Origin of the sequence: Bradyrhizobium sp. CCBAU 53340 (assembly GCF_015291645.1) — a bacterium.
In the GTDB taxonomy this organism is placed as follows: Bacteria; Pseudomonadota; Alphaproteobacteria; order Rhizobiales; family Xanthobacteraceae; genus Bradyrhizobium.
On record NZ_CP030055.1, the window covers coordinates 5981347 to 6005301 of the forward strand.

The window sequence follows — 23955 nt, forward strand, 5'->3', positions numbered from 1 at the left end:
TCAGCGCCCCTTGAACACCGGCGCACGCTTCTCCAGGAACGCCATCCGCGCTTCCTTGGCATCCTCGGTCTTCGACAGGGCCATGGTGATGTTCTGCTCGAAGCGATAGGCATCGCGCGGCGGCATCAGCTCGACCATGTTCGCCGCGTTCTTGGCATATTCCATCGCAATCGGACTCTTCGAGGCGATCTCGCGGGCGAGCTTCATCACCTCCGGCATCAGGTTTTCCTTGGTGGTGCAGGCCTCGATGATGCCGAGGCGGTAGAGCTCGGCGGCCGGCACGCGATAGCCGGTGAAGAACATGCGCCGCATCAGGGAGCGGCCGAACAGCGTGTTCAACATCGCCGCGCCGCCGGCGAGGCCGACATTGATCTCGGGCATGCCGAACACGGCCTCCTCGCAGGCATAGAAAATGTCGCAGGAGGCCATCAGGCCGACACCTGCCCCCAGCGCGACGCCATTGATCGCCGCGATGACCGGCTTCGAACATTCGCGGATACAGTTGCCGGTCTCGCGCGTGATGCGGTTGTGGCTGTGAAACGCGCCGATCTTCGCGGGATCCGGACGATCCTTCAGGTCCGCACCGCTGCAAAACACCTTTCCGGCGCCGGTCAGGATCGCGACCCGGACGTCGCTGCGCTCGGAGATCTCGTCGAACACGCTGACGATGCGGTCACGCATCGCACGATCGAGCGCGTTCACCGGAGGACGGTTCAGCGTCACCAGCGCGATGTGATCGGATACTTCGAGGGTGACGATATCTCCTGACATGGCTTCCTCCTGGACTTCTGTTCGTCTTAATTGTTGCCCTGACCGATCGGTCAGCTTTTTCCGCTGATAGCACCAAGGACTGCATCTGGCAATATCCTGCTGATCGACTATTGACTGACCGATCGGTCAGTCAATAGATTCAGGACAAGCAAGAACGAACCTTGAGGAGGACTCCATGCCCCGGATCAGCCGGCGCCAGGCGACAGCTCTGATTGCCGGCGCTCTCGCCGTGCCGCTTGGCGCGCCTGCCATCGTGAGGGCCCGCCCCTCGCAGATCTTCATCATCGTGCCCTATGCGCCTGGCGGTTCGATCGACAGCCTGATGCGCTCGATCGCGAAGGCCATGGCGGAAAACCTGGATCAACCGGTCCTGGTCGACAACAAGCCCGGCGCCAACGGCATCGTCGGATCGCAATATGTGGCGCGCGCGCCGAAGGACGGATCGGTCCTCCTGGCCGGCGGCACCGGCCCGATTTCGCTGAACGTGCTGCTGCGCAAGAACCTGCCTTACAAGCTGGAGGATTTCGCCTCCGTCGCCATGCTCTGCAACGGGCCGCTGTCGCTGACCGTGAACGCGCGAACGCCCGTCACCGACGTGAAGAGTTTCGTCGCTTACGCCAAGGGACGCGACAAGCCGCTGTTCTACGCCACCCTCGGTCCCGGCAGCGTCACGCATCTGTTCGGGATCATGATGAGCAAGTCGATGGGATTTGCCGTGACCGACGTCGCCTATCGCAACAATCCGGCCTCGATCATGGAAACGCTATCGGGGGAATGCGACCTGAATTTCGCAACGCCTGCAGCGGTCATCGAGCACGCGCGCAGCGGCCAGCTCCGCATCCTCGCGCTCTCCTCGGAGAAGCGCATGGCGAGCTTTCCCGAGATACCGACGCTGACCGAATCCGGCTATCCCGAACTCACAGCCTCGTTCTGGACCGCGCTGCACGCGCCCGCGGGCACGCCGGGCGACGTCGTCGCGCGACTGAACGCGGCAGCCAACGCTGCGATGCAGAAGCCCGAGATCGCAAAGCAGCTGGAGACCGACGGCCTGATCGTCGATACCGGCGCGCCGGAACGGCTCGACGCTCAATTGACCAGGGATGCCGCGCTCTGGGGACCGGTGATCAAGGCGCAGAACATCGTTCTGGAATGAGGCGCCGCCGGTCAGCGTGACCTGCGCCGGCCTGCCTTGGGTGGCTCCGGCGTCGGAAGCTCGACCAGCTCGCCGCTTCGCAGGCCGTTGAAGATCATGTCGAAGAAGATGTCGGCGATCTGCTCGGGGGTCGCGGACTTGTTCGGATTGTACCAGCGATGCATCCAGTTGAGCGAGGAGAGGATCAGCCGGCCGGTCATGGGAACGTCGACCTTGCGGATTTCACCGGCGTCGATCGCTTCCTGGATCAGGCCACGCAGAAAGTTCTCGAAACGGTCGCGGCGCGTCAGCCGTTCCTTGTGCCGGTGGCGGTCGGGATCGTTCCAGAAGGCGGTCGTGGAGGCGATCCAGGCCCAGCGATAGCGCCGGAAATACTCCGCCGTGGCGACCATGAAGGCGCGAATCTTCTGCGCGGGCGGCCCGTCCGGAATGCGATCGCGCACGAACAGGTACAGCTCGAGCGTGGAACCGACTGCCACGCGCGCGTAGATCTCGTCCTTGTTGGAGAAGTGATGATAGAGCAGCGACTTGGAGATACCGCAGGCAACCGCGATGTCGCGCATCGACGTCCCTTCGAATCCCTTGCTCGCGAACAGCCGCCCGGCCTCGGCGAGGATCTGCAGCACGCGGTCCGAGGCCTCGGCCTGGTTCGCAACGCCATCCTTCATCGTTGACAGTTCAGTCATGAACTCCGCAATCCACCCGTCAGCCCGAGAGTCTCTGGAATGAAACTAGTTTTTCATCGACCGATCGGTCAAGCCCGGCGATCCCTGGAGGTGTCGCAATGAGTGCAACCCGGATCACGCGCATCGGTACGACCAGGGACCAGCTCGGCGAGAGCCCGGTCTGGGACGAACGCCGCCAGCGCTTCTATTGGATCGATGCACTAGCCGGATCGATCCAAAGGCTCGATCCCGCCACGGGTGCGGTCGACACGTTCAACGCGCCCGCGCCGATCGGCTCGCTGGCGCTGCGGGGCGACGGCGGTGCGGTGCTCGCCCTGCGCGATGGATTTGCGCACTACGATTTCGCCACGCGCGTCCTGACGGAAGGCGCGGCGATCGGGCTCGGCCATCCGAAGGTGCGGCTCAACGACGGCAAGGCGGATCCCTATGGGCGCTTCATAGCTGGCACGATGCACAGCGATCGCGCTCCTGACGAAGTGCCTCAGGGTGGTCTCTATCGCCTGGATGCCTCGGGCGCGGTGGAACTGCTGGAGACGGATCTCGCGGTGAGCAACGGACCGTGCTTCAGCCCTGACGGGCGAACGTTCTACCTCGCGGACAGTGCCAGACGGATCATCTGGGCCTATGAGTACAGCCAGGACGGCCCTCTCGCGAACAAGCGCGTCTTCGTCGACACGGAGGCGCAGCAGTCGGGTTGCGACGGCGCAACGATGGATTCGCAAGGCTACCTTTGGTCCGTCCTCGTACGCATCGGCAAGATCGCGCGGTTTGCGCCTGATGGGACGATCGAACGCATCGTCGATATGCCGACGCGTCATCCGACCAGCATCACGTTCGGCGGGCCCGAGCTCGAAATTCTCTACGTGACGTCAATCTCGCGCAGCCACGCGCTCAGGGATGACCATCCGGATGCCGGCGGCCTGTTCACGGTGGAAGGCCTCGGCGTTCGCGGATTGCCGGCGCACCGGTTCGCCCCGGGCTAGCTCCCTGTCTACCGCGCCGATCGCTTGATCTGCTTCGGCACGTTCTCGGCCATGTAATCCACGAAGACCCGAATCTTCTCCGGCAGATAGCTGCTCTGGAGAAACGCTGCGTAGATCCCTTCGTCGAAGGTGGAGTTCGTCACCCGGAAGCCGGGCAGCAAGCGGATCAGGCGCCGGCTCTTCAGCTCCTCCGCCACAGTGTAGTCGTCCAGCAGCGCGATCCCTTGCCCGTTGACGGCGAGATCGCACAGAACCACGCCGTTGTTGCTGGCGAAGGATGAAGGCACGACGATCTCGCGCAGCCTGTTCTTGCGCATGAATTTCCACACGACGTCGTCAGGGCCCATCCAGTAGGTCAGGCAGTTGTGCCGGGTGATGTCCTCCGGCTCGCGCAGCTTCGGCATCCGTCCGACATAGTCGGGCGAGGCCACGAGAATCCGCTCGCTCCGCAGCAGCCGTCGCTGCATCAGGCCGGGATCCTTTGGCGCCTGGATCTGGAAGTCGACGTCGAACTCGTCCTCGCGGATCTGGGCGTGTCGCTCGGACAGGCGCAGCTGCACCTTCAGCTCCGGATAGAGCTGCTGAAAGCCCGGGATCAGCGGCGAAAGCACCTTGATGCCGAACAGCGTGCGCGAGTGCACCCGCAACGTCCCGCGCGGGGCGGTCTGGAGCGAGAGCGCCGCAGCTTCGGCATCCTCGATGCCGTGCAGCACCTGCTCGGTGCGCTGGAAGAAGATCTTGCCGGCGTCCGTCAAGCCGAGATGGCGCGTGCTGCGGTTCAAAAGCTGCACGCCGAGCTGCGCCTCGAGCTCGCCGATATAGCGCGACACCGACGCCGGAGAGAGCCCGACGCGGCGTCCGGCCGCCGAAAAGCTGCCTTCCCGGACGGCGCTCACGAACAATTCCATGGCCTGGAGACGGTTCATCGATCTTTTCAGATTCTGCAAAGGACATGCTCAGATTACGTCAATTGTTCGAAAAAGCTCAAGGCCATAACGTCATGAGAACGCGTCGCAAGAGCGACCGATCAACGGGAGAAACAACCGATGGAATTCGGCGTATTCATTCTGGCGCAGCAGCGCGGCTATCATCAAACCTCGCAGCAGGTCATCAACAACGCCGTCGAGCAGACGGTTGCCGCCGAGCACGCCGGCTTCGATACGGCCTGGTACGCCGAGCATCATTTCAACAATTACAGCCTGTGCCCCTCGCCGCTGATGATGGTCGCGCATTGCGCGGGCCTGACCAAGCGCATCCGTCTCGGCACCGCCGTCTGCGTGCTGCCGCTGTATCATCCGGCGCGGCTGCTCGGCGAAATCGGCTTTGCCGACACGGTCTCGAACGGGCGCCTCGATCTCGGCATCGGCTCCGGCTACCAGAAGTTCGAGTTCGACCGCTTCGGCGTCGAGCTCGACGATTCGCACGCGCTGTTCGCCGAATTCTACGACGTGCTCCACGCCGGCATGCAGCAGCGCATCTTCTCCTATTCCGGCGAGCACCTGAAAATGCCGCCGACCGCGATCGCCGTGCGGACGGTGCAGAAGCCGATGCCGCCGATCTGGGTGACGTCGGGCCATGGCGAGACGCTCGGCCGCGCCATCCGCGACAACCACAATCTGTTCGTCACGGCGCTCTTGAACGGGACCGATGCCATCAAGGCGCTGCGCGAACGACTGGAAGGGATTGCCGCCCAGGAAGGCCGCTCCATCGACGACACCCGGTTCGGCTTCCTGCGTTGCGCCTATGCCAGCGACAATGACAGCGAGATCCAGTCCTATCTGGACAATGCGCGCTTCCAGCGCCGGCTCTCCGAAAGCCTGAAGTTCCGGCGCGCCCAGAGCGATGACGGCTATCTGATCAAGGAAGAAGCCGGTCCGAACGACATGAGCCTGGAAACGATGCGCAGCAATTTGCCGGTCGGCAGCGTCAACCAGGTGATCGACCGCATGCTGGAGGAGATCAGCATCCTCAAGCCGACCCACATCGCGCTGCAGACCCAGCTCGGCGATTTCGATCAGCGCACGATGCTGCGCCAGATCGAGACGTGGGGCAGCAAGATCATTCCCGCGATCCGGAAAGAGCTGAAATCAACAGGGGCCGGACGCAGCAAGGTCGCGGGCGAAGCGGTTTCGGCCTAGCCCAGGCGCCGGCACGAGCCCGAAAGGCACGTCATGGGATGTCAGATGTCTCAAATGACCGATTTCCGTTCGGTCGAAGCCGCTGAATTCCGGCTCGCCATGCGCAACCTGGCGAGCGGCGTTGCAATCGTGGCGACGGGCAGGCAGGCTACGCGGCGCGGATTGACGGTCAGCTCCGTCACCTCGCTCTGCATGGAGCCGCCCTGTCTGCTGGTCGGCATCAATGCGAGTTCCGAAACGCATGCCGCCATCCTCGCCAACGGCTGCTTCGGGATCAGTCTCCTCGGCAGTGGACAAGAGGATCTGGCGCTGCGTTTCGCCGGCGGCGCCAAAGGTATCGACCGCTTCGCGACGGCACCGTGGGTGCAAGGCATGCTCGACGTGCCGTTGCTTGAACCCGCGATCGGCACGCTGGAATGTGTGCTGCATCATCACCAGGTCGTCGGCACGCACGGTCTCTTCATCGGCCGGATCGTCGCCACAAGCGGCGGCAACGGCGATCCGCTCGTCAATTTTCGGGGCGCGCTGCGGGCCCTGCCGCAGGCATAGCCGGCCAGTGTAGTACTGAGCCAGCATCGCCAGGAACGTCAGAACAGGAGCGGCGGCGTGATCATCGAATGTTTCGGCGGCGGCATCGTCCGGCTCGGCGAGCCACTCGACTTCCGCCGCTTCAAGCTGGTGCTGCATGCCGATGCCGCCCCCGGAACGGAGGCCTGGCCGGGCATCACGCTGCTCGACGACCGTGATGCGCTCGTCTCAATTGACCTGGTCCCCACCCTGGCAGGACGGCCTGATGATGCCGGCTGGGACCAGCGTTATGCCGAGATGGTGGACAAGGCCCGCGAGCACGGCTGGATCGATGCCGAACGGCACGCGATCCGGGCTCATGTTGAACGAATGTCCTGAGGCGGCCGCTCGGATTCTGGTCCAGCAACGACGTTCTTCACTGCGCCTTCGATCGTCTTCGCGTCGATGGCCTCGTCCTCGACCGCAACCAGGGCCTCGACAATCCGTCGATTGCCGCAGCTGATTGCAAGCGGAGCGTTGTTCTCGAAACCCGGCATTGCCGCAAGCTATGTGGTGCCCAATGGCCGCTTGGCGCCCAGAGCCAAGCCGCACACCCATGGAAAAAGGCATGGAAACTCGCCCCTTGTAAGCGAAAATTTTTTCGCTTAAGTTCGACGGAGCAGACAGCCCTGGCGCGGCGTAAGGCTGAGGCGTGGGCAAAGGCTGCTCGTTGGAGGGAGTCGTTGAATGGCTAGCCGAACCGCGATCGTTGCGGGCGCAACCGGCTTGGTGGGCAAAGAGATTCTTGAAGGTCTTCTGGCCGATCGCACGGTGGTGGCGGTGCACAGCCTTGGTCGCAAAGCGCCGGCTATCCGGCATCCCAATCTGACGGCCCATGTCGTCGACTTCGCCGCACTGCCTTCCCTGCCACCCGCAGACGAGGTGTACCTGGCGCTGGGAACGACGATCAAGGTCGCCGGAAGCCAAGCCGCATTTCGGGCCATCGACTATGACGCGAACCTCGCGGTGGCGACGGCGGCGCTGGCCGCAGGCGTCAGGAAGGCTGGCCTGGTCAGTGCAATGGGAGCCGATTCCAACTCAAGGATCTTCTACAGCCGCGTGAAGGGCGAGCTCGAGGACGCATTGGCGCGAATGCCCTTCGAGGGGCTCGTCATCGCGCGTCCGTCGATGCTGGTCGGAAACCGGGAGGCTCTCGGACAACCAACCCGTCGCGGCGAGCTGCTGGCATCTGCGCTCGGGAATACCATCGGCTTTCTCATTCCCGACAACTACAAGCCGATCAATGCCTCGGCCGTCGCATCGGCGCTGCTCACTTCAGTCCCATCAGCGGAAGGCAAGACGGTGTTGCTGTCAGGTTCGATGCGACGCGCGGCGCTGGCGCGCAGGAGCATCTGAATCCCATTCGCGTCATCACGGAGTAGGCATGAAGCTGAACGTGAACGGACGCGACCACGAGGTCGATGTCGAGCCCGAGATGCCGCTGCTGTGGGTGCTGCGGGACGAATTGCGCATCACCGGGCCCAAATATGGCTGCGGCGTTGGCTATTGCGGCGCCTGCACCGTGCACATCGGCGGCGCGGCGGTTCGCTCATGCTCGATGCCCGTCAGCGCCGTCACCGCACCGGTCGTGACGATCGAAGGGCTCGGCAAACCTGGAGCATTGCATGCGGTGCAGAAGGCATGGGTCGAGCACCAGGTCGCGCAGTGCGGCTACTGCCAATCGGGCCAGATCATGACCGCGGCGGCCTTCCTGGCCACGGCCCCCTCGCCCACCGACGAGCAGATCGACCAGGCGATGGCCGCCAATCTGTGTCGGTGCGGCACTTACCCCCGCATCCGCGAGGCGGTGAAGACCGCCGCGAAGACGCTGAAGGGGGCATGATCATGGGTCGTGTCGCAACCATCGCACGTCGCACGTTCCTGATCGGCTCCGCTGCCATCGCCGGCGGTGTCGCGTTCGGCATCTATGAGGTTCGCAAGCCGCATCCCAATCCGTTGCTCGGGAGCCTGAAGCCGGGCGAGGCCGCGCTCACCCCGTGGGTTCGAATTGACAAGGACGCGGTCACGCTGATCACACCGCAAACCGATCTCGGCCAGGGGGCCTACTCGGTGCAGGCAGCCCTGATCGCCGAGGAACTGGATATCGAGTTTGGTCAGTTTCGCATCGATCCCGGCGTGCCTGCGGCAGCCTACTACAACCGCGTGGTATCGGATGAGCGGGTGCCTTTCAGCGCACACGACACGAGCTGGCAGGCCGAGGCCATGCGCGGCGGGATGAGCGGACTGTTCAAGCTCCTGGGTGTGATGGTGACCGGTGGGTCATCGACGGTGCCCGACAGCTTCGTCAAGCTGCGCGAGGCTGGCGCCATAGCGCGCGAGACGCTCAAGCTTGCCGCATCGCGCAAGACCGGGGTGCCTGTTGCGCAACTCCAGACAGCACGCGGCGCCGTGCAGCTGCCCGATGGCACGGAACTGAAATACACCGAACTGGCCGAGATCGCCGCGACCTTGGAGCCCGTGCGCGATGTGACGCTGCGCGAGCCTTCTGCGTGGCGCCTGATCGGCAAGCCGATGCAGCGATTGGACATCCTCGCCAAGTCCACCGGCACGCTCCGCTACGGCATCGACCTGACAGTGGACGGGATGTTGCATGCCTCCGTGAAGGTCAACCCGCGCCAGGGCGGCAAGCTGAACCGCTATGACGACGCCAAGGCGAAAGGCCTGCGTGGCGTGAAGAAGATCCTCCCCGTGACCAACGGCATCGCCGTGGTGGCCGACAACACCTGGCGTGCCATCCAGGCCGTCGACGCGATCGCGTGCGATTGGGGCCCCGCGCCCTATCCGGCAGAGATGAAGGATCACTGGGCCGCGGTCGCCGCGAGCTTCACGCCGGAGCGGCTCAACAAGGAGTGGCGGCACGACGGAGATGCCGACCAAGCCCTGGCGCAAGGGCCTGTGATCGAGGCCGAGTACCGCGCCCCCTATCTCGCCCACGCGCCGCTGGAGCCGTTGAACGCCATCGTCAAGGTGAGCACGGACGGCGTCGACGTATGGGTCGCGCACCAGTTGCCGCGCTTCGTGCAGCAGAAGGTGGCAGCGATCACCGGCTTCAGGCCCGAGCAGGTGCGCTATCACCAGCAATACGCGGGCGGCAGCTTCGGCCATCGGCTGGAGTTCGAGAACGTCACGCTGTGCGCCGAGATCGCCAACCAAGTGCGCGGCACCGCGGTGAAGCTCACCTATTCGCGCGAAGAGGATTTCGCGCATGACTTTCCGCGCCAGATCGGAATGGCGCGCGGCAGGGGCACGGTGAAGGACGGCAAGGTGCATGCTTTCGACTTGCAGGTCGCCACGGTCAGCTCGTCGGCGTCATCGGCGTCGCGCTTGGGCCAGTCCGGGCCACCCGGGCCAGACGGGCAGATCGGCGCCGGAGCCTGGAACCAGCCGTTCGCCGTGCCGCATTTCCGCATGCGTGCCTACAAGGTGCCGGAGCTTGCCCCCACCAGTTCGTGGCGCTCGGTGGGCGCCTCGACACAGGGCTTCTTTGCCAACGCGTTTCTGGATGAACTGATCCAGCAGGCCGGCGCCGATCCGCTGCAGGAACGGCTGCGACTCTGTAATCACGATGTCTCACGCAAGGTGCTAGAGACGGTCGGCGAGATGTCGAACTGGGGCTCGAAACTTGAGGCGGGTCGCGGCCGCGGCCTTGCCTTCGTCGACAGCTTCGGCGTGCCTGTGGCCGAGGTGGTGGAGGTCACAAAGACCGATGGCGGCATTCGTATCGACAAGGTGTTCGTGGCGCTGGATGTGGGCCGTATTGTCGACCCGATCAACTTCGACAACCACGTCAAGGGCGCCGTGGTGTGGGGCCTGGGCCACGCGATGAACTGCGAGATCACCTACTCCGACGGTATCGCGCAGCAGACGAACTTCCCGGACTTTCAGGGCATGCGGCTGGACCAGTGTCCGCATATCGAGGTTCGCGGCATGGAGAACGCGCCGCGCATCCGGGGCGCTGGAGAACCAGCGGTGCCCCCTGCTGCACCGGCACTGGCCGCTGCGATCTTCGCAGTCTCCGGTAAACGTTTGCGCGAGATGCCGTTCAGCAAGTTCGTTGACTTTGCCTAGTAGACCAAGGCTCCCCGGAGCCCCTTCGTGTGGCCGCTAGAGCCAAAGGAACTTTCCCTTGAAAGAAAAGACATTCCGCTATAGTGGCGGTCCATGAAGCCCAAAGACGACAAGAAACTGGATGCGGTGATTGCCGCGACCTGCCGCCTCGCCTCCGAGCAAGGCCTGTTCGGCCTGACCCTGACCGAAATTGCCAAGGCGGCCGGCATCGGCACCAGCACGCTCTATGTCTATTTCGCCGACAAGGAGGCGCTGTTCAACGAGGTGTACCGCCGCGCCAAGCGTGAGGCGGTGGACTTCTATGGCCACGAGATCGATCCCACCGCGCCACTCAAAGGGCGGGTGCGGAGTGTGTGGAACAAGATGCTCGATCATCGCCTGCGCCGGTACGACCAGGTCAGCTTCATGGAGCAATTTGTCGGCTCTTCGTTCATGAGCGAGGAAAGCCGCGCCTATACCGCGCGGATCGGCGAGGGGCTGATGCAGCTCGTCTCCGAGGGGCAAGACGCCGACCTTTTGAAGGTGGTGCCGGCTCATTTCCTGACCTCACTGTTCATCGGCTCGGTTCGCGAGACCGCACGGTTGATCCGCGCTGGATCGATCACCGACAGTGAGGAAAATCGTGCGGTCGCCTTCCAGCTCTGCTGGGACGGCATCCGGTCCTGACCGATCTCTCCGTTTTGTGACTTGTTAGCCGAATATAATTTCGGCTATATCATAAGCGAATAAATTTTCGCCAAAGGGAGAGACCCCCATGCCTGCTGAAGCTCCACCCGTCGTTTTGATCACCGGCACCTCCACCGGAATCGGTAAGGCCACGGCCGATCTATTCGCCGAACGCGGCTGGCGCGTCGCGGCCACGATGCGGAAGCCGCCCGATGGAACCGCACCCCCCCAGCATGAGCGGATCAAGGTGCTGCCGCTCGACGTAACCGATCAAGCTTCGGTCGACGCGGCCGTCGCGTCAACGCTGCAGCAGTTCGGCCGCATCGACGTGGTCGTCAACAATGCCGGCTATGGCCTGTTCGGTCCTTTCGAAACCGCGACCGACGAGCAGATCCGCCGCCAGTTCGCTACCAATGTCGATGGCGTCTTTGCCGTGACCCGCGCGGTCCTCCCGACAATGCGACGCCAGGGCTCGGGCACGATCATCAATGTCGCCTCGCTCGGCGGCCTGATCACCCTTCCCTTTTTCTCTCTCTATTGTGCGACGAAATTCGCCGTGGTCGGCTTTACCGAGTCGCTTGCCTTCGAACTCGCGCCGCTCGGCATCCACGCCAAGTTCATTGCGCCGGGCGGCGTGGCCACCGATTTCACCGGTCGATCGCTCGCGCGGACATTCACCGATGAAGATCACGCCTATGGTGACACTTTGTCGAAGGCCATGGCGGCGATGAGCGCGCGTCGCGGCAATTATTCGAGCCCCGCCTCGATCGCCGAGATCATTTTCACCGCGGCAACCGACGGCTCCGGCCGGGTGATGTATCTCGCCGGTGCGGATGCCGAACAGATTTTCAAGTTGCGACAGAGCCTGCCGGAAGCGGAAAGGCTCGCCATGGTGCGGCAACATTCCGGCCTGTGATCCTTCGTACGCCGGCTTCGGCGGGCCAAGGCCGGCAACAACCAATCACATACCACCAACCAACCCTTGAGAACCTGATCCATGCGCAGCGCAATCCATGCCACCTTTGGCGATCCCGCCAGCGTCCTCGCCTTGGGCGACAGCCCGGTGCCGCAGCCCGAAGCAGGGCAAGTGCGAATCCGAACGATCCTCGCGCCGATCCACAATCACGATTTGTGGACCGTCTGGGGCCAGTACGGATACAAGCCTACCCTGCCCGCCATCGGCGGCTCCGAAGCGGTGGGTATCGTCGATGCCCTGGGAGACGGAGTGCAGGGTGTCGAAGTCGGACAACGGGTTGCCGTGGCGTCCGTGCATGGGACCTGGGCGGAGTATTTCCTCGCGCCGGCCCAGGGGCTTCTGCCCGTACCTGACAGCATCGCCGACGAAGTGGCGGCCCAACTGATCGCCATGCCGTTCAGCGCGATCTCCCTGCTGGACTTCCTGCACGTCGAACGGGGCGACTGGATCATCCAGAACTCCGCCAATGGCGCAGTCGGCAAGACCCTGGCGGCTCTTGCCAAGGCGCGCGGAATCAATGTGGTCAATCTGGTGCGGCGTGATGCAGGCGTGGATGAACTCGCAGTGGTCGGCGTCGGTCACGCCGTATCCACCGCGCAGGACGGGTGGCAGGCGCGCGTGCGCGCGATCGTCGGCGATGCGCCAATCCGCGCAGCCGTTGATTCCATCGGTGGCAAGGCAAGTGGCGACCTGCTCGCACTGCTGGGCGAAAACGCTCTGCTGGTGTCCTTCGGCGCGACGGCAAACGAACCGATGCCAGTGTCTCCCCGAGACCTCATTTTCAAGCAGGTCACAGTCAAAGGCTTCTGGGGCAGCAAGGTCGGCGCCAGCATGCCCGCCGAGACCAGACGGCAGTTGATTGGAGAGCTGCTTCGCCTCGCCGCAACGGGCGAGCTGAAGCTCCCCGTTGAGGCCGTGTACAGCCTCGCTGACATTGCCCAGGCCGCGGCCGCGAACGCGCGACCCGGACGCAAGGGCAAGGTGCTGCTGCGTCCATGACCGGGCGCCGACACCGCAGCAAGTCGCGCGGTCGCCTCGCCGCTCTGCCGGAACAGCTGCCGTTGCTGAGTTTGTCGCAACAAACGAAATCCCAAGGGGGAAACCGATCATGGCCGATGCGCGTGAGTACGAAGTGATCGTCTACGGAGCCACCGGCTATACGGGCCGACTGGTCGCCGAGCATCTGCTCAAGACCTATGGCGCCCATGGCAACTTGGCCTGGGCCATGGCCGGGCGGAGCGAGGCCAAGCTGAACGAGGTTCGCGGACTGATCGGCGCTCCGGGCACCTTGCCGCTGATCGTCGCTGACGCCGCCGCCGATCCGACCTCGTTGCAGGCGATGGTGAAGCGCACCCGCGTGATCCTCACGACCGTCGGTCCTTATCAGCTTTACGGCACGCCCTTGGTCGCGGCCTGCGCCGCAGCCGGCACCGATTACGTGGACCTCGCCGGCGAGTCCCATTGGGTCGCGGCGATGATCGGCGGGCACGATGCTGCGGCAAAGCAGTCGGGAGCGCGAATCGTCTTTGCGTGCGGCTTCGACTCCATTCCGTCCGACCTTGGAGTCTACTCGGTGGAAAAGCGGGCCAAGGAAGCCTTTGGCGCAGCTGCGCCGCGGGTGCGTGGCCGGGTGCGGCGCATACGTGGAGGTCCGTCCGGCGGCACTCTCGCCAGCGGCATGACCACAATGGAAGCGATCAGAAGGGATCCGTCGATTGGCGCCCTACGAGCCAATCCCTTCGCGCTGACGCCGGGCTTTCAGGGACCGGCCCAGCCGGAAGAGAGCGTCTACGAGGACAAGGTCACCGGCTCCTGGGTGGCCCCCTTCATCATGTCGAAGACAAATACCAAGGTGGTCCATCGCTCCAACTTCCTGATGGGCCATCCCTGGGGGCAAGACCTGCAGTATGACGAACTGCTCATGCTCGACGGACCGCCCAAGGACGGCCAATCGCCCAGCGTCGGTTTCGAGGGAAGCGCCCTCAAGCCTGGCGAGGGCCCCAGTAGGGAGGAGCGCGAGGCCGGGTTCTACGACATCCTGTTTATCGCCGAGACGGCCGATGGGCGCACAGTGCGCACGGCGGTCAAGGGCGACATGGACCCGGGCTACGGCTCGACGTCGAAGATGCTCGGCGAGAGCGCGCTTTGCCTCGCTCGCGACGTGCCTCGCTCGATCACCCCAGGCGGCTGCTGGACGACCGCATCGGCCATGGCCGAGCCGCTGATCAAGCGCCTTGAGGCCAACGCAGGCATCACCTTCACCGTGGAGAGCTGATCCGCGCGCCGCAACGCGTGGGCCGGAGAAGCGCAACCACGCTTGATCTGGAAAACGGAGCGACAGCGGCAGGAGTTGGCGATTGGCATCAACATCAAGGTCGAATAGGAGAGCCACATGAGCCGCATTTTCGGTTCCGTCTGTCAGAACGGCTATGTCGTCCGCAACATTCGCGAGGCGATGGATCACTGGATCAACGTCATGGGCGTCGGTCCCTGGTTCTACGTCGAGCGGGGACGGCCCAGCCATTTCCGCCATCGCGGCCAGGACTCCGCGATCGAGGTAAGCATCGCGCTTGCCAATTCCGGCAATCTGCAGATCGAATTGATCCAGCAGCTCAATGATGCGCCCTCCATGTACAAGGAGTTTATCGACTCCGGCTGCGAGGGCCTGCATCACATGTCCTACTGGACCACCGACTATGATGCCCTCTACCAGCGCGCCCTCTCGCTCGGCTACAGGATCGGCGACGAGGGTGCCGGGCCGCGGGGCCGCTTCGCCTATTTCGACACGCAGTCCCATCCGGGCACCGTGATCGAGCTCTCCGACATCAGCAGCGGCAAGGCGCAACACTTCGAACGGATCCGGCAAGCGGCCATCGACTGGGACGGCTCGGAGCCGATCCGCCAGATGGGCGGATCGAAACAATAGGACGGGCGCGATGCCGCCGCACAGCACGCAAGCAGACCCGTTTACGCCCCGCCTCACGACGCCCCGTCTCGAACCGCTTGCGCCCGAGGATCGCAATGAAGCGCAGCGGGCGATGCTCGCCAAGCGCGCCGACTACAACATCTACAAGACGCTCGCGCATCACCTCGAGTTCGTCCGCGCGTTTGGGGCGATCGGCGGATTCACGTTCCAGGGCTCCAGCCTGCCGCCGCGCGAGCGCGAGATCATCATGTTGCGGATGGGCTGGCTATGCCAGGCCGAGTACGAGTGGTCGCAACACGCGCGCATCGCGAAGTCCAGCGCGGGCTTGACCGATGGGGACCTGCACCGGATCGCCGAAGGGCCGGCCGCGCCAGGCTGGAGCGACTTCGAAGCTTCGCTCCTGCGCATGGTCGACGAGCTGCGTCATGACGCCATGATCAGCGACGTAACCTGGCCGGCACTGCACGCCCAATATTCCGATCAGCGGATCATGGAGGCGCTGTTCACCGCCGCGCAATACCAGCTCGTGTCGATGATGCTGAACAGCCTCGGCATACAGCTGGATCCCGGATTGCAGGATCGCCTGCCGCGCGATCTGCCGCTTCCCGCGCCCGCCGCGCGGCCGACGGCACAGCGTCTGGTGACGCCACGCATCAAGGCGCTGACGGAAGCCGAAATGACGCCGGAACAGCGCGATCTCGTGAAGCCGCAAGCTCGCAACGGCGCGGTGCCGAATCTCTACGCGACGATGGCGAACCATCCGAAGCTTTACGGCCCGCGCCTGGCGTTGGGCCGCTACCTGCAGCGCGGCTCACTCCTGCCTCCGAAGGCGCGCGAACTGCTGATCCTGCGCACCGCCTGGAACATTCGCGCGGAATACGAATGGTCCCATCACGTTGAAGCCGCAAAAGCTGCCGGCTTCACCGACACAGATGTGGCACGAATCGTCGCCGGCCCATCGGCAAGCGGCTGGAGCGAGGAACATGCGGCGCTGCTGCGCGCGGCCGACGAACTGCGTCGCGAGGCTTTCATATCGGATGCCACATGGCAGACGCTGCTCAGACACTACGACATGAAGCAGATGATCGACATCGTCGGCACCGTGGGTGGCTACACGATGACAGGCCTCGCGATCAACAGTTTTGGCATCCAGGCGGAGCCGGGCTACCCGGCGATGCCGAAAGACTGAGCTTCTCGCGGTGGCGCTGACCGCGTCCCGTCAGCGTGGTAGGTATTGCCAATCCTAGGATAATACCACGCCTTCCAGGCCTCCGTGAGTGTGCCATAGTCACAGCAGATATCCTAGGGAAGGCAATTCATGAGCGGCCCAATACATGCGGAAGATCCGATCCCGGCACAGCGCATCGCGCTTTCGATCACCATTAACGGCGTGCGCCATGACCTCGATATCGCTCCAGCGGCGACCCTTCTGGACGTCATCCGAGATGAGCTTCGCCTGACCGGCACCAAGAAGGGATGCGACATGGGCGGCTGCGGCGCCTGCACGGTTCTCGTCGCGGGCCGCCGCATCGCCTCGTGTCTTGCGCTCGCCGCCACCTTCAGCGACGCGGTCGTCACGACAATCGAAGGTGTCGGAACCGCCGACTGCCTGCATCCCTTGCAAGCCGCCTTCATCCGGCACGATGCACTTCAGTGCGGCTACTGCACTCCGGGTCAAATCCTGTCCGGCATTGCGTTGCTGTCGGAAGACCCGCAGTCGGTCGAGGACATCCGTGAGGGCATGAGCGGCAATCTGTGCCGCTGCGGGGCTTATCCCAACATCGTCGCGGCGATTGCCGAGGTCGCCGGATTATGAGCGGTCCCTCGTTTGGTTATGTCCGTGCCACGGAGCTCGATGACGCTGTCGCGGCCGGCGCGCGGCCCGGTGCAACCTATCTGGCTGGCGGAACCGATCTGCTGCCGCTCTGGAAAGCGGGACTTGCAGCGCCGCAGCATGTGATCGATATCTCTCGGCTGTCGCTCGCCGACATCTTCCTTGATGGCAGCACACTGGTCCTGGGCGCACTTGCGCGATTGAGCGACGTCGCCGCTCATCCGGACGTGAAGACTCGCCACCCGTTGGTTTGCGAAGCAATCCTGGCCAGCGCGAGCGGACAGGTGCGAAATCTGGCAACCATCGGCGGAAACCTGCTGCAGCGGACGCGATGCCCCTATTTTCGCGACAGAGATTTGGCCTGCAACAAGCACGATCCCGGCTCAGGATGTGGCGCCCGGCACGGCGAGAACCGTCATGCGGCACTGTTCGGCGCCAGTGCAGGCTGCGTGGCAACGCATGCCTCGGATCTCGCCGTGGCGCTCGCAGCGCTCGACACGGAAATCGAGGTCACAAACGCCGTCGGCGAACGACGCCTGGCGCTGCAAGAGCTCTACCCGCTCCCGAGCGCGACCACCGCGCCCGATTCTTCGCTCGCCGCCGGCGACATCATCACCGCCATACGCCTCTCCGACATGTCAAGGTTCGCGCCCCGATCGACTTATCTGAAGATACGGGATCGCGCCTCATTCGAATTCGCTGTGGTCTCCGTCGCGGCCGCCCTGCGGATCGAGGATGGCGTCATCGCCGAGGCGAGACTGGCGGCTGGCGGGGTTGCTCCCTTGCCCTGGCGACTTCGCCCGAGCGAAGCGGCGCTGGTCGGTCGCGCGCCAACAGAGCAGGCGTTCGTCGCGGCCGCCGAATTGGCGATTGAAGGCGCCAGCCCTTTGGAGAAGAACGCGTTCAAGATTCCCCTGCTGCGCAACGCCGTCATTCGCGCCCTGGAAACGGTCGGAGGCCTATCGTGAATACCGGATCGTTCGAGCGCTACGAAGGCGTCCTCAAGGTCACCGGCCAGGCCCGCTACGAAGGCGAGATCGCCCCCGAAGGCATGCTGCATGCAGCGCTGGTCGAATCGTCTCTCGCCAGCGGCGAATTGCAGGGCCTTGATGCGTCGCAGGCCGCAGCGCTTCCGGGATTCGCAACAATCGTCACACACGCAGATGGCGCCTCGCTCCAGCCATCGGCGGCAAGTGCTTTGATCCGTGAAAAGGCCATCCATTTTCACGGCCAGCCCGTGGCGCTCGTCGCGGCAGCCACCTTGGCGGAGGCGCGTGAAGCGGCGCGCGCCGTTCAGGTGTCGATCACGGCAGGGCCTGCGGTGACGGATATGGACCAGGCCTTGAACTCGGCCTATGCGCCCGCAACCGTCGGGCGATTTCCGGCCGCGAGCCGCCGCGGCAATTCCTCCGACGCGTTAGGTCAGGCCGAGCTTGTCGTTCGAAACCGCTACGCCACGGCCGTCAACAACCATCATCCGATGGAACCTCACGTCGTCGTATGCTGGTGGGAAGACGGTAAAGCCGTGGTCCACACGTCGACCCAAGCTGTCTTCGGCACACGCGCGGTCATCGCCCAGGCGTTCGACATGCAAGCCGCCGACATTCGCGTGCTGTCGCGATTTCTGGGTGGCGGGTTCGGGTGCAAGGGGCAGCTCTGGTGGCCATGGATGCTCTGGGCGATGCTGGCATCGCGAAAAGCGGGTCGTCCGGTGCGGCTCGAACTCTCCCGCGCCCAAATGTTCACCCTGGTTGGGCGGCGGCAACAGACAACACAGGATCTCGCTCTCGGTTTCGTCGATGGCCGTCTGACGGCGATCGAGCATGATGCTGTCGCTCAAACCTCCACCCACGCCGAGTTTTCGGACTCGACCGCCGTCTATACCCGGTTTCTTTACGCCTGCCCCAACGTGAGCACGCGCCACCAGCTCGTCCGCACCAATGAGCCCCAGCCGGTGCCGATGCGCGCGCCAGGGACGGCGCCGGGCACGTTTGCGCTGGAATCGGCCATGGACGAAGCGGCGGAGCTTCTCGGGATCGATCCGCTCGAATTGCGCGTGCGCAATTTTGCCAATCACGATCAGGAGACCGGCCGGCCCTGGAGCAGCAACAGCCTTCTCGAATGTTATCGTATCGGTGCGGAGCGCTTTGGCTGGGCAAATCGCCACGCTCGGTCGGCAGCCAAGCGCGATCGCTGGAAAATCGGCTTCGGCATGGCAACCACGCTCTATCCGGCGATCCGCCAGGCGTGCCGCGCACGTGTGTCGTTGAGCCGTGACGGATCGCTCCTGGTCCAATGCGGCACTCAGGACATGGGGTCTGGCACTTACACAGCGCTCGCCCAGATTGCGGCCGACGCACTCGGTGTGCCCATGGAAAAAGTGACCGTCGAGCTCGGCGACACTTTTTTGCCGGATGGACCTTTTTCCGGCGGCTCGCAGGTCACGGCAAGCATATTTCCCGCGGTCGAGGCCGCCACATCGAAATTGCGCGCAGCATTGGCGAGCGCCGCTATTGCCAACCCGGCCTCGCCCCTCAGCGGCAAGTCGCCTGATGATCTCGAGTTCAGAGGCGAAATGATCGGCAGTCGCTCAAGCAACGCCGGCGAAAGGCTGATCGACGTGCTCGCACGCGCGGCGCCGGACGGCCTCGAGGCGGAGGGCGAAAGCGCCGCGACCGATCACAAGAATCTTGCGGCCACCGGGATGGGATATGGCGCGATCTTTGTCGAGATTGGCGTCGACCCCGGCCTTGGTGAGGTGCGCGTGCGGCGCGTCTGCGGCGCTTTCGCCGCCGGGCGTATCGTCAATCCGTTGTTGGCCAGGAGCCAATACATCGGCGGACTGATCGGTGGCATCGGCATGGCGCTGCATGAGCAAACGGTGACCGATCGGGGCACGGGCTGCATCCTTGGCAAGTCCTTCACGGACTATCTCATCCCCGTTCATGCCGACATGCCCGAATTCGACGTCGCCATGATCGAGGAGGATGATCCGCATCTTCCCGGTGGCGTGAAAGGCATCGGCATGTTGGGCACCGCGGGTATCCAGGCAGCGATCGCCAACGCCGTCCATGACGCAATCGGCAAGCGCGTTCGCAGCCTGCCAATCCGGATTGAAGACTGTCTGGTGTAGGCCCTGATGATCGATTTGGAGATGCGGCCGGGATCGGGCAGTCGCGCGAAGAGCGAGCGCGAGAGCAATACGGATGGGAGTTGGCGAGGCGTGCTTTGTCAGAGCTTCTGCAACGCGACTTCCATAACAATATCGACGCGTTTGTTTCCAAAAATGAAAAGGGACCTTACGAATTTCGCACCGACACGAGATCTCCGGTCTCCGCCGCGCGTTTGACAGCATCGATCACTCTGAGGGTTTTCAGCCCTTCAAGCCCGCTCACCAGGGGCTCGGCCGTACCGCGGATAACCCCACAGAAGTTGGCGATCTGCCGGCCAAGCGGGTCTTCCTTCTCGTAGCTCAACCGCTCGCGCTCGATCGGCGCCCACCAGCTGGCCTTGCTTGGGTGATGCCATAGATCGAGTTGCGGAATGGCCAGCGATGCCCTCGTGCCACCGATCTGGTAACACGCCTCCTGCGTATGGCTGTAGGCTGGATTCTCACCGGCGGTGAATTCCCAGCTCCAAGGCGACTGGATGGTATCGGAGACATTGACCGTTCCCAGCGCGCCCGAGGCGAAGTGCAGGATGATCACCGCGGTCTCTTCGACCGCATTTCTACGGAGCCGATTGGATTGAGCGGCTTGCACCGCGACGATATTCCCACACAGGTACCGCAGCAGGTCGACGTCGTGGATGAGATTCAGGAAAACAGGCCCGGCCCCTTTTTCGCGACGCCAAGCCACATCAAAATAATCGTCCGGCTTGATCAGCCAGAACATGCCATGCACCGACACGATCTGGCCGAGCCGACCGACGTCAATCTCCGCCCTGGCGCGTTGGATCATCGGGTTGTGGCGGCGGTGATGGCCGGTAAGCAGCGGCACGCCCGCCCGCTCGGAGGCTTCGACCAGGGTCTGAGCAGCGACGACTTCATCCGCTAACGGCTTCTCGATGAGCGCCGGGATGCGAGCTGCGATACAATCCATGCCGTTGGCCACGTGCATCTGGTTGGGGGTGGCAATAACCACCCCTTCCGGCCGATTTCCGGAGAGCATGTCCTGAAAGGACGGAAACCAATCCACCTTCAGCGAAACCGCCAACTCTCGGGCCGAGGGCATCGGATCGACGATTGATGACAGTATCGCCTCAGGCCGCGCGAAAATGTGCTCGATATGTCGCTTGCCGATGAGACCTGCTCCCATCACTGAGAGGCGGACGGGTGCACTCATGCGATACTATTCCTTCTGCTCATCAAGCAGCTTGGCCACACGACGCAAGCCGAGCAGATAACCTTGCGTGCCGAAGCCCGCAATGACCCCATCAGCTCTTTTGGAGACAAACGAGTGATGGCGGAATTCCTCGCGCTTGTGCACGTTGGAAATATGCACCTCGATCACGGTCCCTTCGAACGTGTTCAAGGCATCAAGGATGGCGACCGACGTGTGGGTGAAAGCCGCCGGATTCATCACGATCCCGGCAGCCGTCTCGCGCGCCTCGTGGATCCAGTCGATCAGCTCGTATTCCCGGTTGGATTGATGGAAGCGAAGCTCCAGGCCAAGCTCCTTGGCCAGCGCCCGGCAATCCCGCTCCACGTCCGCAAGCGTCTCGTGGCCATAGATGTGGGGCTGGCGCTTGCCGAGCAAATTGAGATTTGGTCCGTTGAGGACATAGACAAGGCGACTCATGGAAGAACTCCGTTCAATGATGGGCAAGGATCTCGCCGAGGAACTGCCTGGTGCGGGCGTGTTGGGGATTGCGGAAGAATGCGTCGGGCGCGCCTTCTTCGATGATCTGGCCTTCGGCCATGAAGATGACGCGATCGGCAACCTGGCGGGCAAAGCCCATCTCGTGGGTGACGCAAATCATGGTCATGCCGTCGTTGGCAAGGCCGATCATCGTATCGAGCACCTCCTTGACCATCTCAGGATCGAGTGCCGAGGTCGGTTCGTCAAACAGCATGACCTTGGGCTGCATGCAGAGCGCACGCGCGATCGCGACGCGTTGTTGCTGACCGCCCGAAAGCTGAGCCGGATACTTCTCAGCCTGGTCACCGATGCGCACGCGCTCGAGGTATTTTCGCGCAATCGCCTCCGCCTCGGGCTTGCCGATGCGGCGCGCGCGGATGGGCGCGAGCATGCAGTTCTGCAAGACCGTCATATGCGGAAAGAGATTGAAGCTCTGAAAGACCATGCCGACGTCCTGACGTACGACATCGATGGCCTTGATGCTGTCGTCCAGCCGATGACCGTTCACCACGATGCTGCCCTGCTGGATCGCCTCGAGACGGTTGATGCAGCGGATCAGCGTTGACTTGCCCGAGCCGGACGGACCGCAGAGCACGATCTTCTCGCCCTTGCGCACGGTGAGATCGACGTCGCGGAGAGCCTGGTACCCGCCGTACCACTTCTGCACGCCCTTCATTTCGATCAGGATATTGTCCTGCATGGATTCGGCTCCGCTATTGGACAGCGGCCGACGCGGATCGTGCGCCGGCCGCTCGCAGTGGCTACTGAACTGTGAAGGGAACGCCGGCGACCGCCTCCGGGAAGACCGGCACGGGCGCCTTCATCCACTTGGCGTAGAAGCTGGCCAACTTGCCGTTCGACTTGATCTGGTCGATGAACTTGTTGGCCGTCTCGTTCCACTCCTTGTCCCCGAGGCGCGTGCAGGCCCCGTTATACAGCGCGGTGAAGTGAAGCTTGGGCTCGAACCCAAGTTCGGGCTTTGCGGCGTTCAGACGCTGCGGGTAGAAGCTGTTTGCGCCGACGGCTTGCACCTGCCCGGACAGCAGCGCCTGGATCGTCGCAGCATCATCATCAAACCTGCGGATTTCAGTGCCCGCGGGAGCACTATTGGTGACCTGGGTATCCTGTGTGGAGGATCTCGGAACGCCGATAACGAATTTGCCCATATCGGCATTGCTGTTGATCGGCGTCGCCTGGGCAGCGACAAGCGTGATCTCGTTGGCGACGTAAGGCTTGGAATACTGCACCGCCTTTGCTCGCTCGGGCAGCATGGCCATGGTCGCAAACAGAATGTCCACGCGACCTGTGGTCAGCGCCGGAATGCGATTGGCCACCGCCAGCGGTACGAACTCGGCCTTCACGCCGAGATAGTCAGCGAAGGCCCGCCCCATATCGGCATCGATGCCATCCTGCTTTCCCGAGCTGTCGACATAGCCCCAGGGAGGATTGTCGCCCTGAATGCCGATGACGACAACGCCCTTCTTCTTCACGTCTTCCAGAGTGCTCGCCTGCGATTTGCCTCCGATGACGATAGCCGCCAATGCCAGCAGCGCGATGCCGAACTGGCGACGATTAGATGAAAACAACATGAGTATCTCCTCCTGGTGATGGCTGTTTGTGATTGAGTAGGTGCGCCGTTCCTACCTTTGACTGGCCAGAGCGAGCCTGGCCTCCATCCGGCTGCCCCACCACGAAAGTGGCCAGCAGAGGATGAAATACATCGCGCCGACCACGCCGAAGACGAGCAACGGCTGGAAGGTTTGGTTCGATACGATTTGACCGGCGCGGGCGAGTTCGATGAAGCCGACGATCGCGGCGAGCGACGTGCCCTTGATGAGCTGCACGAGATATCCGATGGTTGCGGGCAGCGAGATGCGGATTGCCTGCGGCAGCACGATGTCGCGCATGCGGGACGAATAGTGCAATCCAAGCGCCATCGCCGCTTCGATCTGGCCACGCGGCACGGCCTGGATCGCTCCGCGCCAGATCTCACCGAGGAACGCGGAGGCATTCACGGTGAAGCCGATCGCCACCGCGACGAACGCGTCGAGCTTCAGCCCGGTTAGCGCCAATCCGTAGTACACGACGAAAAGCTGCAGCAGCAGCGGCGTGCCTTGGAATATCCCGATGTAGATGCGGGTGATCCATTCCACGCTCCTGTGACCAGAGGTGCGCAGCAATGCAACCGCCAGCCCAGCCGTGCAGCCACCGACAAACGCGACTAGCGTCAGCAGCACCGTCCATTGCAGCCCGCGCAACAGAAAACCGAACTCGGGAAGGCCAAAATGCGGTGTCATGATCGCCCCC

Annotated in this window: 26 protein-coding genes; 17 read left to right on the forward strand and 9 right to left on the reverse strand. The window is 63.4% G+C overall.

The annotated features are described in order from the left end of the window. Nucleotides 1-771: an enoyl-CoA hydratase/isomerase family protein gene (locus XH89_RS28195; protein ID WP_194463624.1), complete on the reverse strand. Its 771-nt coding sequence runs from the start codon at nucleotides 769-771 to the stop codon at nucleotides 1-3. A gap of 175 nt (nucleotides 772-946) precedes the next feature. Between XH89_RS28195 and XH89_RS28200 the strand changes: the two genes are divergently transcribed. Then, nucleotides 947-1924 (forward strand): tripartite tricarboxylate transporter substrate binding protein, encoded by a 978-nt coding sequence (locus tag XH89_RS28200; protein ID WP_194463625.1) that lies wholly within the window; start codon nucleotides 947-949, stop codon nucleotides 1922-1924. An 11-nt stretch (nucleotides 1925-1935) separates the two neighbouring features. Here the strand turns inward: XH89_RS28200 and XH89_RS28205 are convergent, their stop codons facing one another. Beyond that, on the reverse strand, nucleotides 1936-2610 hold the full coding sequence (locus XH89_RS28205; protein ID WP_246767637.1) for a TetR/AcrR family transcriptional regulator: 675 nt from the start codon (nucleotides 2608-2610) through the stop codon (nucleotides 1936-1938). A 98-nt stretch (nucleotides 2611-2708) separates the two neighbouring features. On the opposite strand from XH89_RS28205, the gene XH89_RS28210 reads away from it, so the two are divergent. Next, nucleotides 2709-3593, forward strand: a complete 885-nt coding sequence (locus XH89_RS28210; protein ID WP_194463626.1) for an SMP-30/gluconolactonase/LRE family protein — start codon at nucleotides 2709-2711, stop codon at nucleotides 3591-3593. A gap of 8 nt (nucleotides 3594-3601) precedes the next feature. Here XH89_RS28210 and XH89_RS28215 read toward each other — a convergent pair whose 3' ends face one another. Further along, the gene (locus tag XH89_RS28215; protein WP_194463627.1) at nucleotides 3602-4519 is read right to left on the reverse strand and encodes a LysR family transcriptional regulator; all 918 of its coding nucleotides are present in this window, start codon (nucleotides 4517-4519) and stop codon (nucleotides 3602-3604) included. Nucleotides 4520-4639: 120 nt separating this feature from the next. On the opposite strand from XH89_RS28215, the gene XH89_RS28220 reads away from it, so the two are divergent. From XH89_RS28220 to XH89_RS28230, 3 genes are read left to right on the forward strand one after another with little or no spacing between them, the layout of a single operon-like run. Next, the gene (locus XH89_RS28220) at nucleotides 4640-5731 is read left to right on the forward strand and encodes an LLM class flavin-dependent oxidoreductase (RefSeq protein WP_194463628.1); all 1092 of its coding nucleotides are present in this window, start codon (nucleotides 4640-4642) and stop codon (nucleotides 5729-5731) included. Between the two features lie 54 nt (nucleotides 5732-5785). After that, nucleotides 5786-6280 (forward strand): flavin reductase family protein, encoded by a 495-nt coding sequence (locus XH89_RS28225; RefSeq protein ID WP_194463629.1) that lies wholly within the window; start codon nucleotides 5786-5788, stop codon nucleotides 6278-6280. 57 nt (nucleotides 6281-6337) lie between these two features. Continuing rightward, complete coding sequence (locus XH89_RS28230) at nucleotides 6338-6637, forward strand: hypothetical protein (RefSeq protein WP_194463630.1); 300 nt, start codon at nucleotides 6338-6340, stop codon at nucleotides 6635-6637. On the opposite strand, the gene XH89_RS28235 is transcribed toward XH89_RS28230, so the two are convergent. Then, the gene (locus XH89_RS28235; protein ID WP_194463631.1) at nucleotides 6616-6795 is read right to left on the reverse strand and encodes a hypothetical protein; all 180 of its coding nucleotides are present in this window, start codon (nucleotides 6793-6795) and stop codon (nucleotides 6616-6618) included. The two genes, XH89_RS28230 and XH89_RS28235, sit on opposite strands and share 22 nt — an antisense overlap. A 190-nt stretch (nucleotides 6796-6985) precedes the next feature. Here XH89_RS28235 and XH89_RS28240 point away from each other — a divergent pair, with 190 nt between their 5' ends. From XH89_RS28240 to XH89_RS28295, 12 genes are all read left to right on the forward strand, one after another. Beyond that, a complete protein-coding gene (locus XH89_RS28240; RefSeq protein ID WP_194463632.1) occupies nucleotides 6986-7654 on the forward strand; it encodes an NAD(P)H-binding protein in 669 nt (222 codons plus the stop codon). Between the two features lie 28 nt (nucleotides 7655-7682). Beyond that, on the forward strand, nucleotides 7683-8141 hold the full coding sequence (locus XH89_RS28245; RefSeq protein WP_194463633.1) for a (2Fe-2S)-binding protein: 459 nt from the start codon (nucleotides 7683-7685) through the stop codon (nucleotides 8139-8141). Between the two features lie 2 nt (nucleotides 8142-8143). Then, nucleotides 8144-10387: a molybdopterin cofactor-binding domain-containing protein gene (locus XH89_RS28250; RefSeq protein WP_194463634.1), complete on the forward strand. Its 2244-nt coding sequence runs from the start codon at nucleotides 8144-8146 to the stop codon at nucleotides 10385-10387. A gap of 93 nt (nucleotides 10388-10480) precedes the next feature. Next, nucleotides 10481-11053 carry a TetR/AcrR family transcriptional regulator gene (locus XH89_RS28255; RefSeq protein ID WP_194463635.1) on the forward strand — a complete coding sequence of 191 codons (573 nt, stop codon included), beginning with the start codon at nucleotides 10481-10483 and terminating at the stop codon, nucleotides 11051-11053. Nucleotides 11054-11141: 88 nt separating this feature from the next. Then, nucleotides 11142-11969, forward strand: coding sequence for an SDR family oxidoreductase (locus XH89_RS28260; RefSeq protein ID WP_194463636.1), 828 nt, complete (start codon nucleotides 11142-11144; stop codon nucleotides 11967-11969). Between the two features lie 81 nt (nucleotides 11970-12050). Then, nucleotides 12051-13028: a zinc-binding dehydrogenase gene (locus tag XH89_RS28265; protein ID WP_194463637.1), complete on the forward strand. Its 978-nt coding sequence runs from the start codon at nucleotides 12051-12053 to the stop codon at nucleotides 13026-13028. 109 nt (nucleotides 13029-13137) lie between these two features. Further along, nucleotides 13138-14304, forward strand: coding sequence for a trans-acting enoyl reductase family protein (locus tag XH89_RS28270; protein ID WP_194463638.1), 1167 nt, complete (start codon nucleotides 13138-13140; stop codon nucleotides 14302-14304). Between the two features lie 117 nt (nucleotides 14305-14421). Beyond that, nucleotides 14422-14955 carry a VOC family protein gene (locus XH89_RS28275; protein ID WP_194463639.1) on the forward strand — a complete coding sequence of 178 codons (534 nt, stop codon included), beginning with the start codon at nucleotides 14422-14424 and terminating at the stop codon, nucleotides 14953-14955. A 10-nt stretch (nucleotides 14956-14965) separates the two neighbouring features. Then, nucleotides 14966-16144 (forward strand): carboxymuconolactone decarboxylase family protein, encoded by a 1179-nt coding sequence (locus XH89_RS28280; RefSeq protein WP_194463640.1) that lies wholly within the window; start codon nucleotides 14966-14968, stop codon nucleotides 16142-16144. A gap of 129 nt (nucleotides 16145-16273) precedes the next feature. Beyond that, nucleotides 16274-16771 carry a (2Fe-2S)-binding protein gene (locus XH89_RS28285; protein ID WP_194463641.1) on the forward strand — a complete coding sequence of 166 codons (498 nt, stop codon included), beginning with the start codon at nucleotides 16274-16276 and terminating at the stop codon, nucleotides 16769-16771. Further along, complete coding sequence (locus tag XH89_RS28290) at nucleotides 16768-17757, forward strand: xanthine dehydrogenase family protein subunit M (RefSeq protein WP_194463642.1); 990 nt, start codon at nucleotides 16768-16770, stop codon at nucleotides 17755-17757. Before XH89_RS28285 ends, XH89_RS28290 begins: the two co-directional genes overlap by 4 nt. Further along, nucleotides 17754-19922: a xanthine dehydrogenase family protein molybdopterin-binding subunit gene (locus XH89_RS28295; RefSeq protein ID WP_194463643.1), complete on the forward strand. Its 2169-nt coding sequence runs from the start codon at nucleotides 17754-17756 to the stop codon at nucleotides 19920-19922. The genes XH89_RS28290 and XH89_RS28295 overlap by 4 nt, the downstream gene beginning before the upstream one ends. A 166-nt stretch (nucleotides 19923-20088) precedes the next feature. On the opposite strand, the gene XH89_RS28300 is transcribed toward XH89_RS28295, so the two are convergent. From XH89_RS28300 to XH89_RS28320, 5 genes are all read right to left on the reverse strand, one after another. Further along, nucleotides 20089-21132, reverse strand: a complete 1044-nt coding sequence (locus XH89_RS28300; protein WP_194463644.1) for a Gfo/Idh/MocA family protein — start codon at nucleotides 21130-21132, stop codon at nucleotides 20089-20091. Between the two features lie 6 nt (nucleotides 21133-21138). Further along, nucleotides 21139-21588, reverse strand: a complete 450-nt coding sequence (aroQ, locus tag XH89_RS28305) for a type II 3-dehydroquinate dehydratase (protein ID WP_194468661.1) — start codon at nucleotides 21586-21588, stop codon at nucleotides 21139-21141. 13 nt (nucleotides 21589-21601) lie between these two features. Further along, nucleotides 21602-22348: an amino acid ABC transporter ATP-binding protein gene (locus tag XH89_RS28310; protein ID WP_194463645.1), complete on the reverse strand. Its 747-nt coding sequence runs from the start codon at nucleotides 22346-22348 to the stop codon at nucleotides 21602-21604. Between the two features lie 61 nt (nucleotides 22349-22409). Next, nucleotides 22410-23237, reverse strand: coding sequence for a transporter substrate-binding domain-containing protein (locus tag XH89_RS28315; RefSeq protein ID WP_194463646.1), 828 nt, complete (start codon nucleotides 23235-23237; stop codon nucleotides 22410-22412). A 51-nt stretch (nucleotides 23238-23288) separates the two neighbouring features. Continuing rightward, nucleotides 23289-23945, reverse strand: a complete 657-nt coding sequence (locus XH89_RS28320) for an amino acid ABC transporter permease (protein WP_194463647.1) — start codon at nucleotides 23943-23945, stop codon at nucleotides 23289-23291. Nucleotides 23946-23955: the final 10 nt, after the last annotated feature.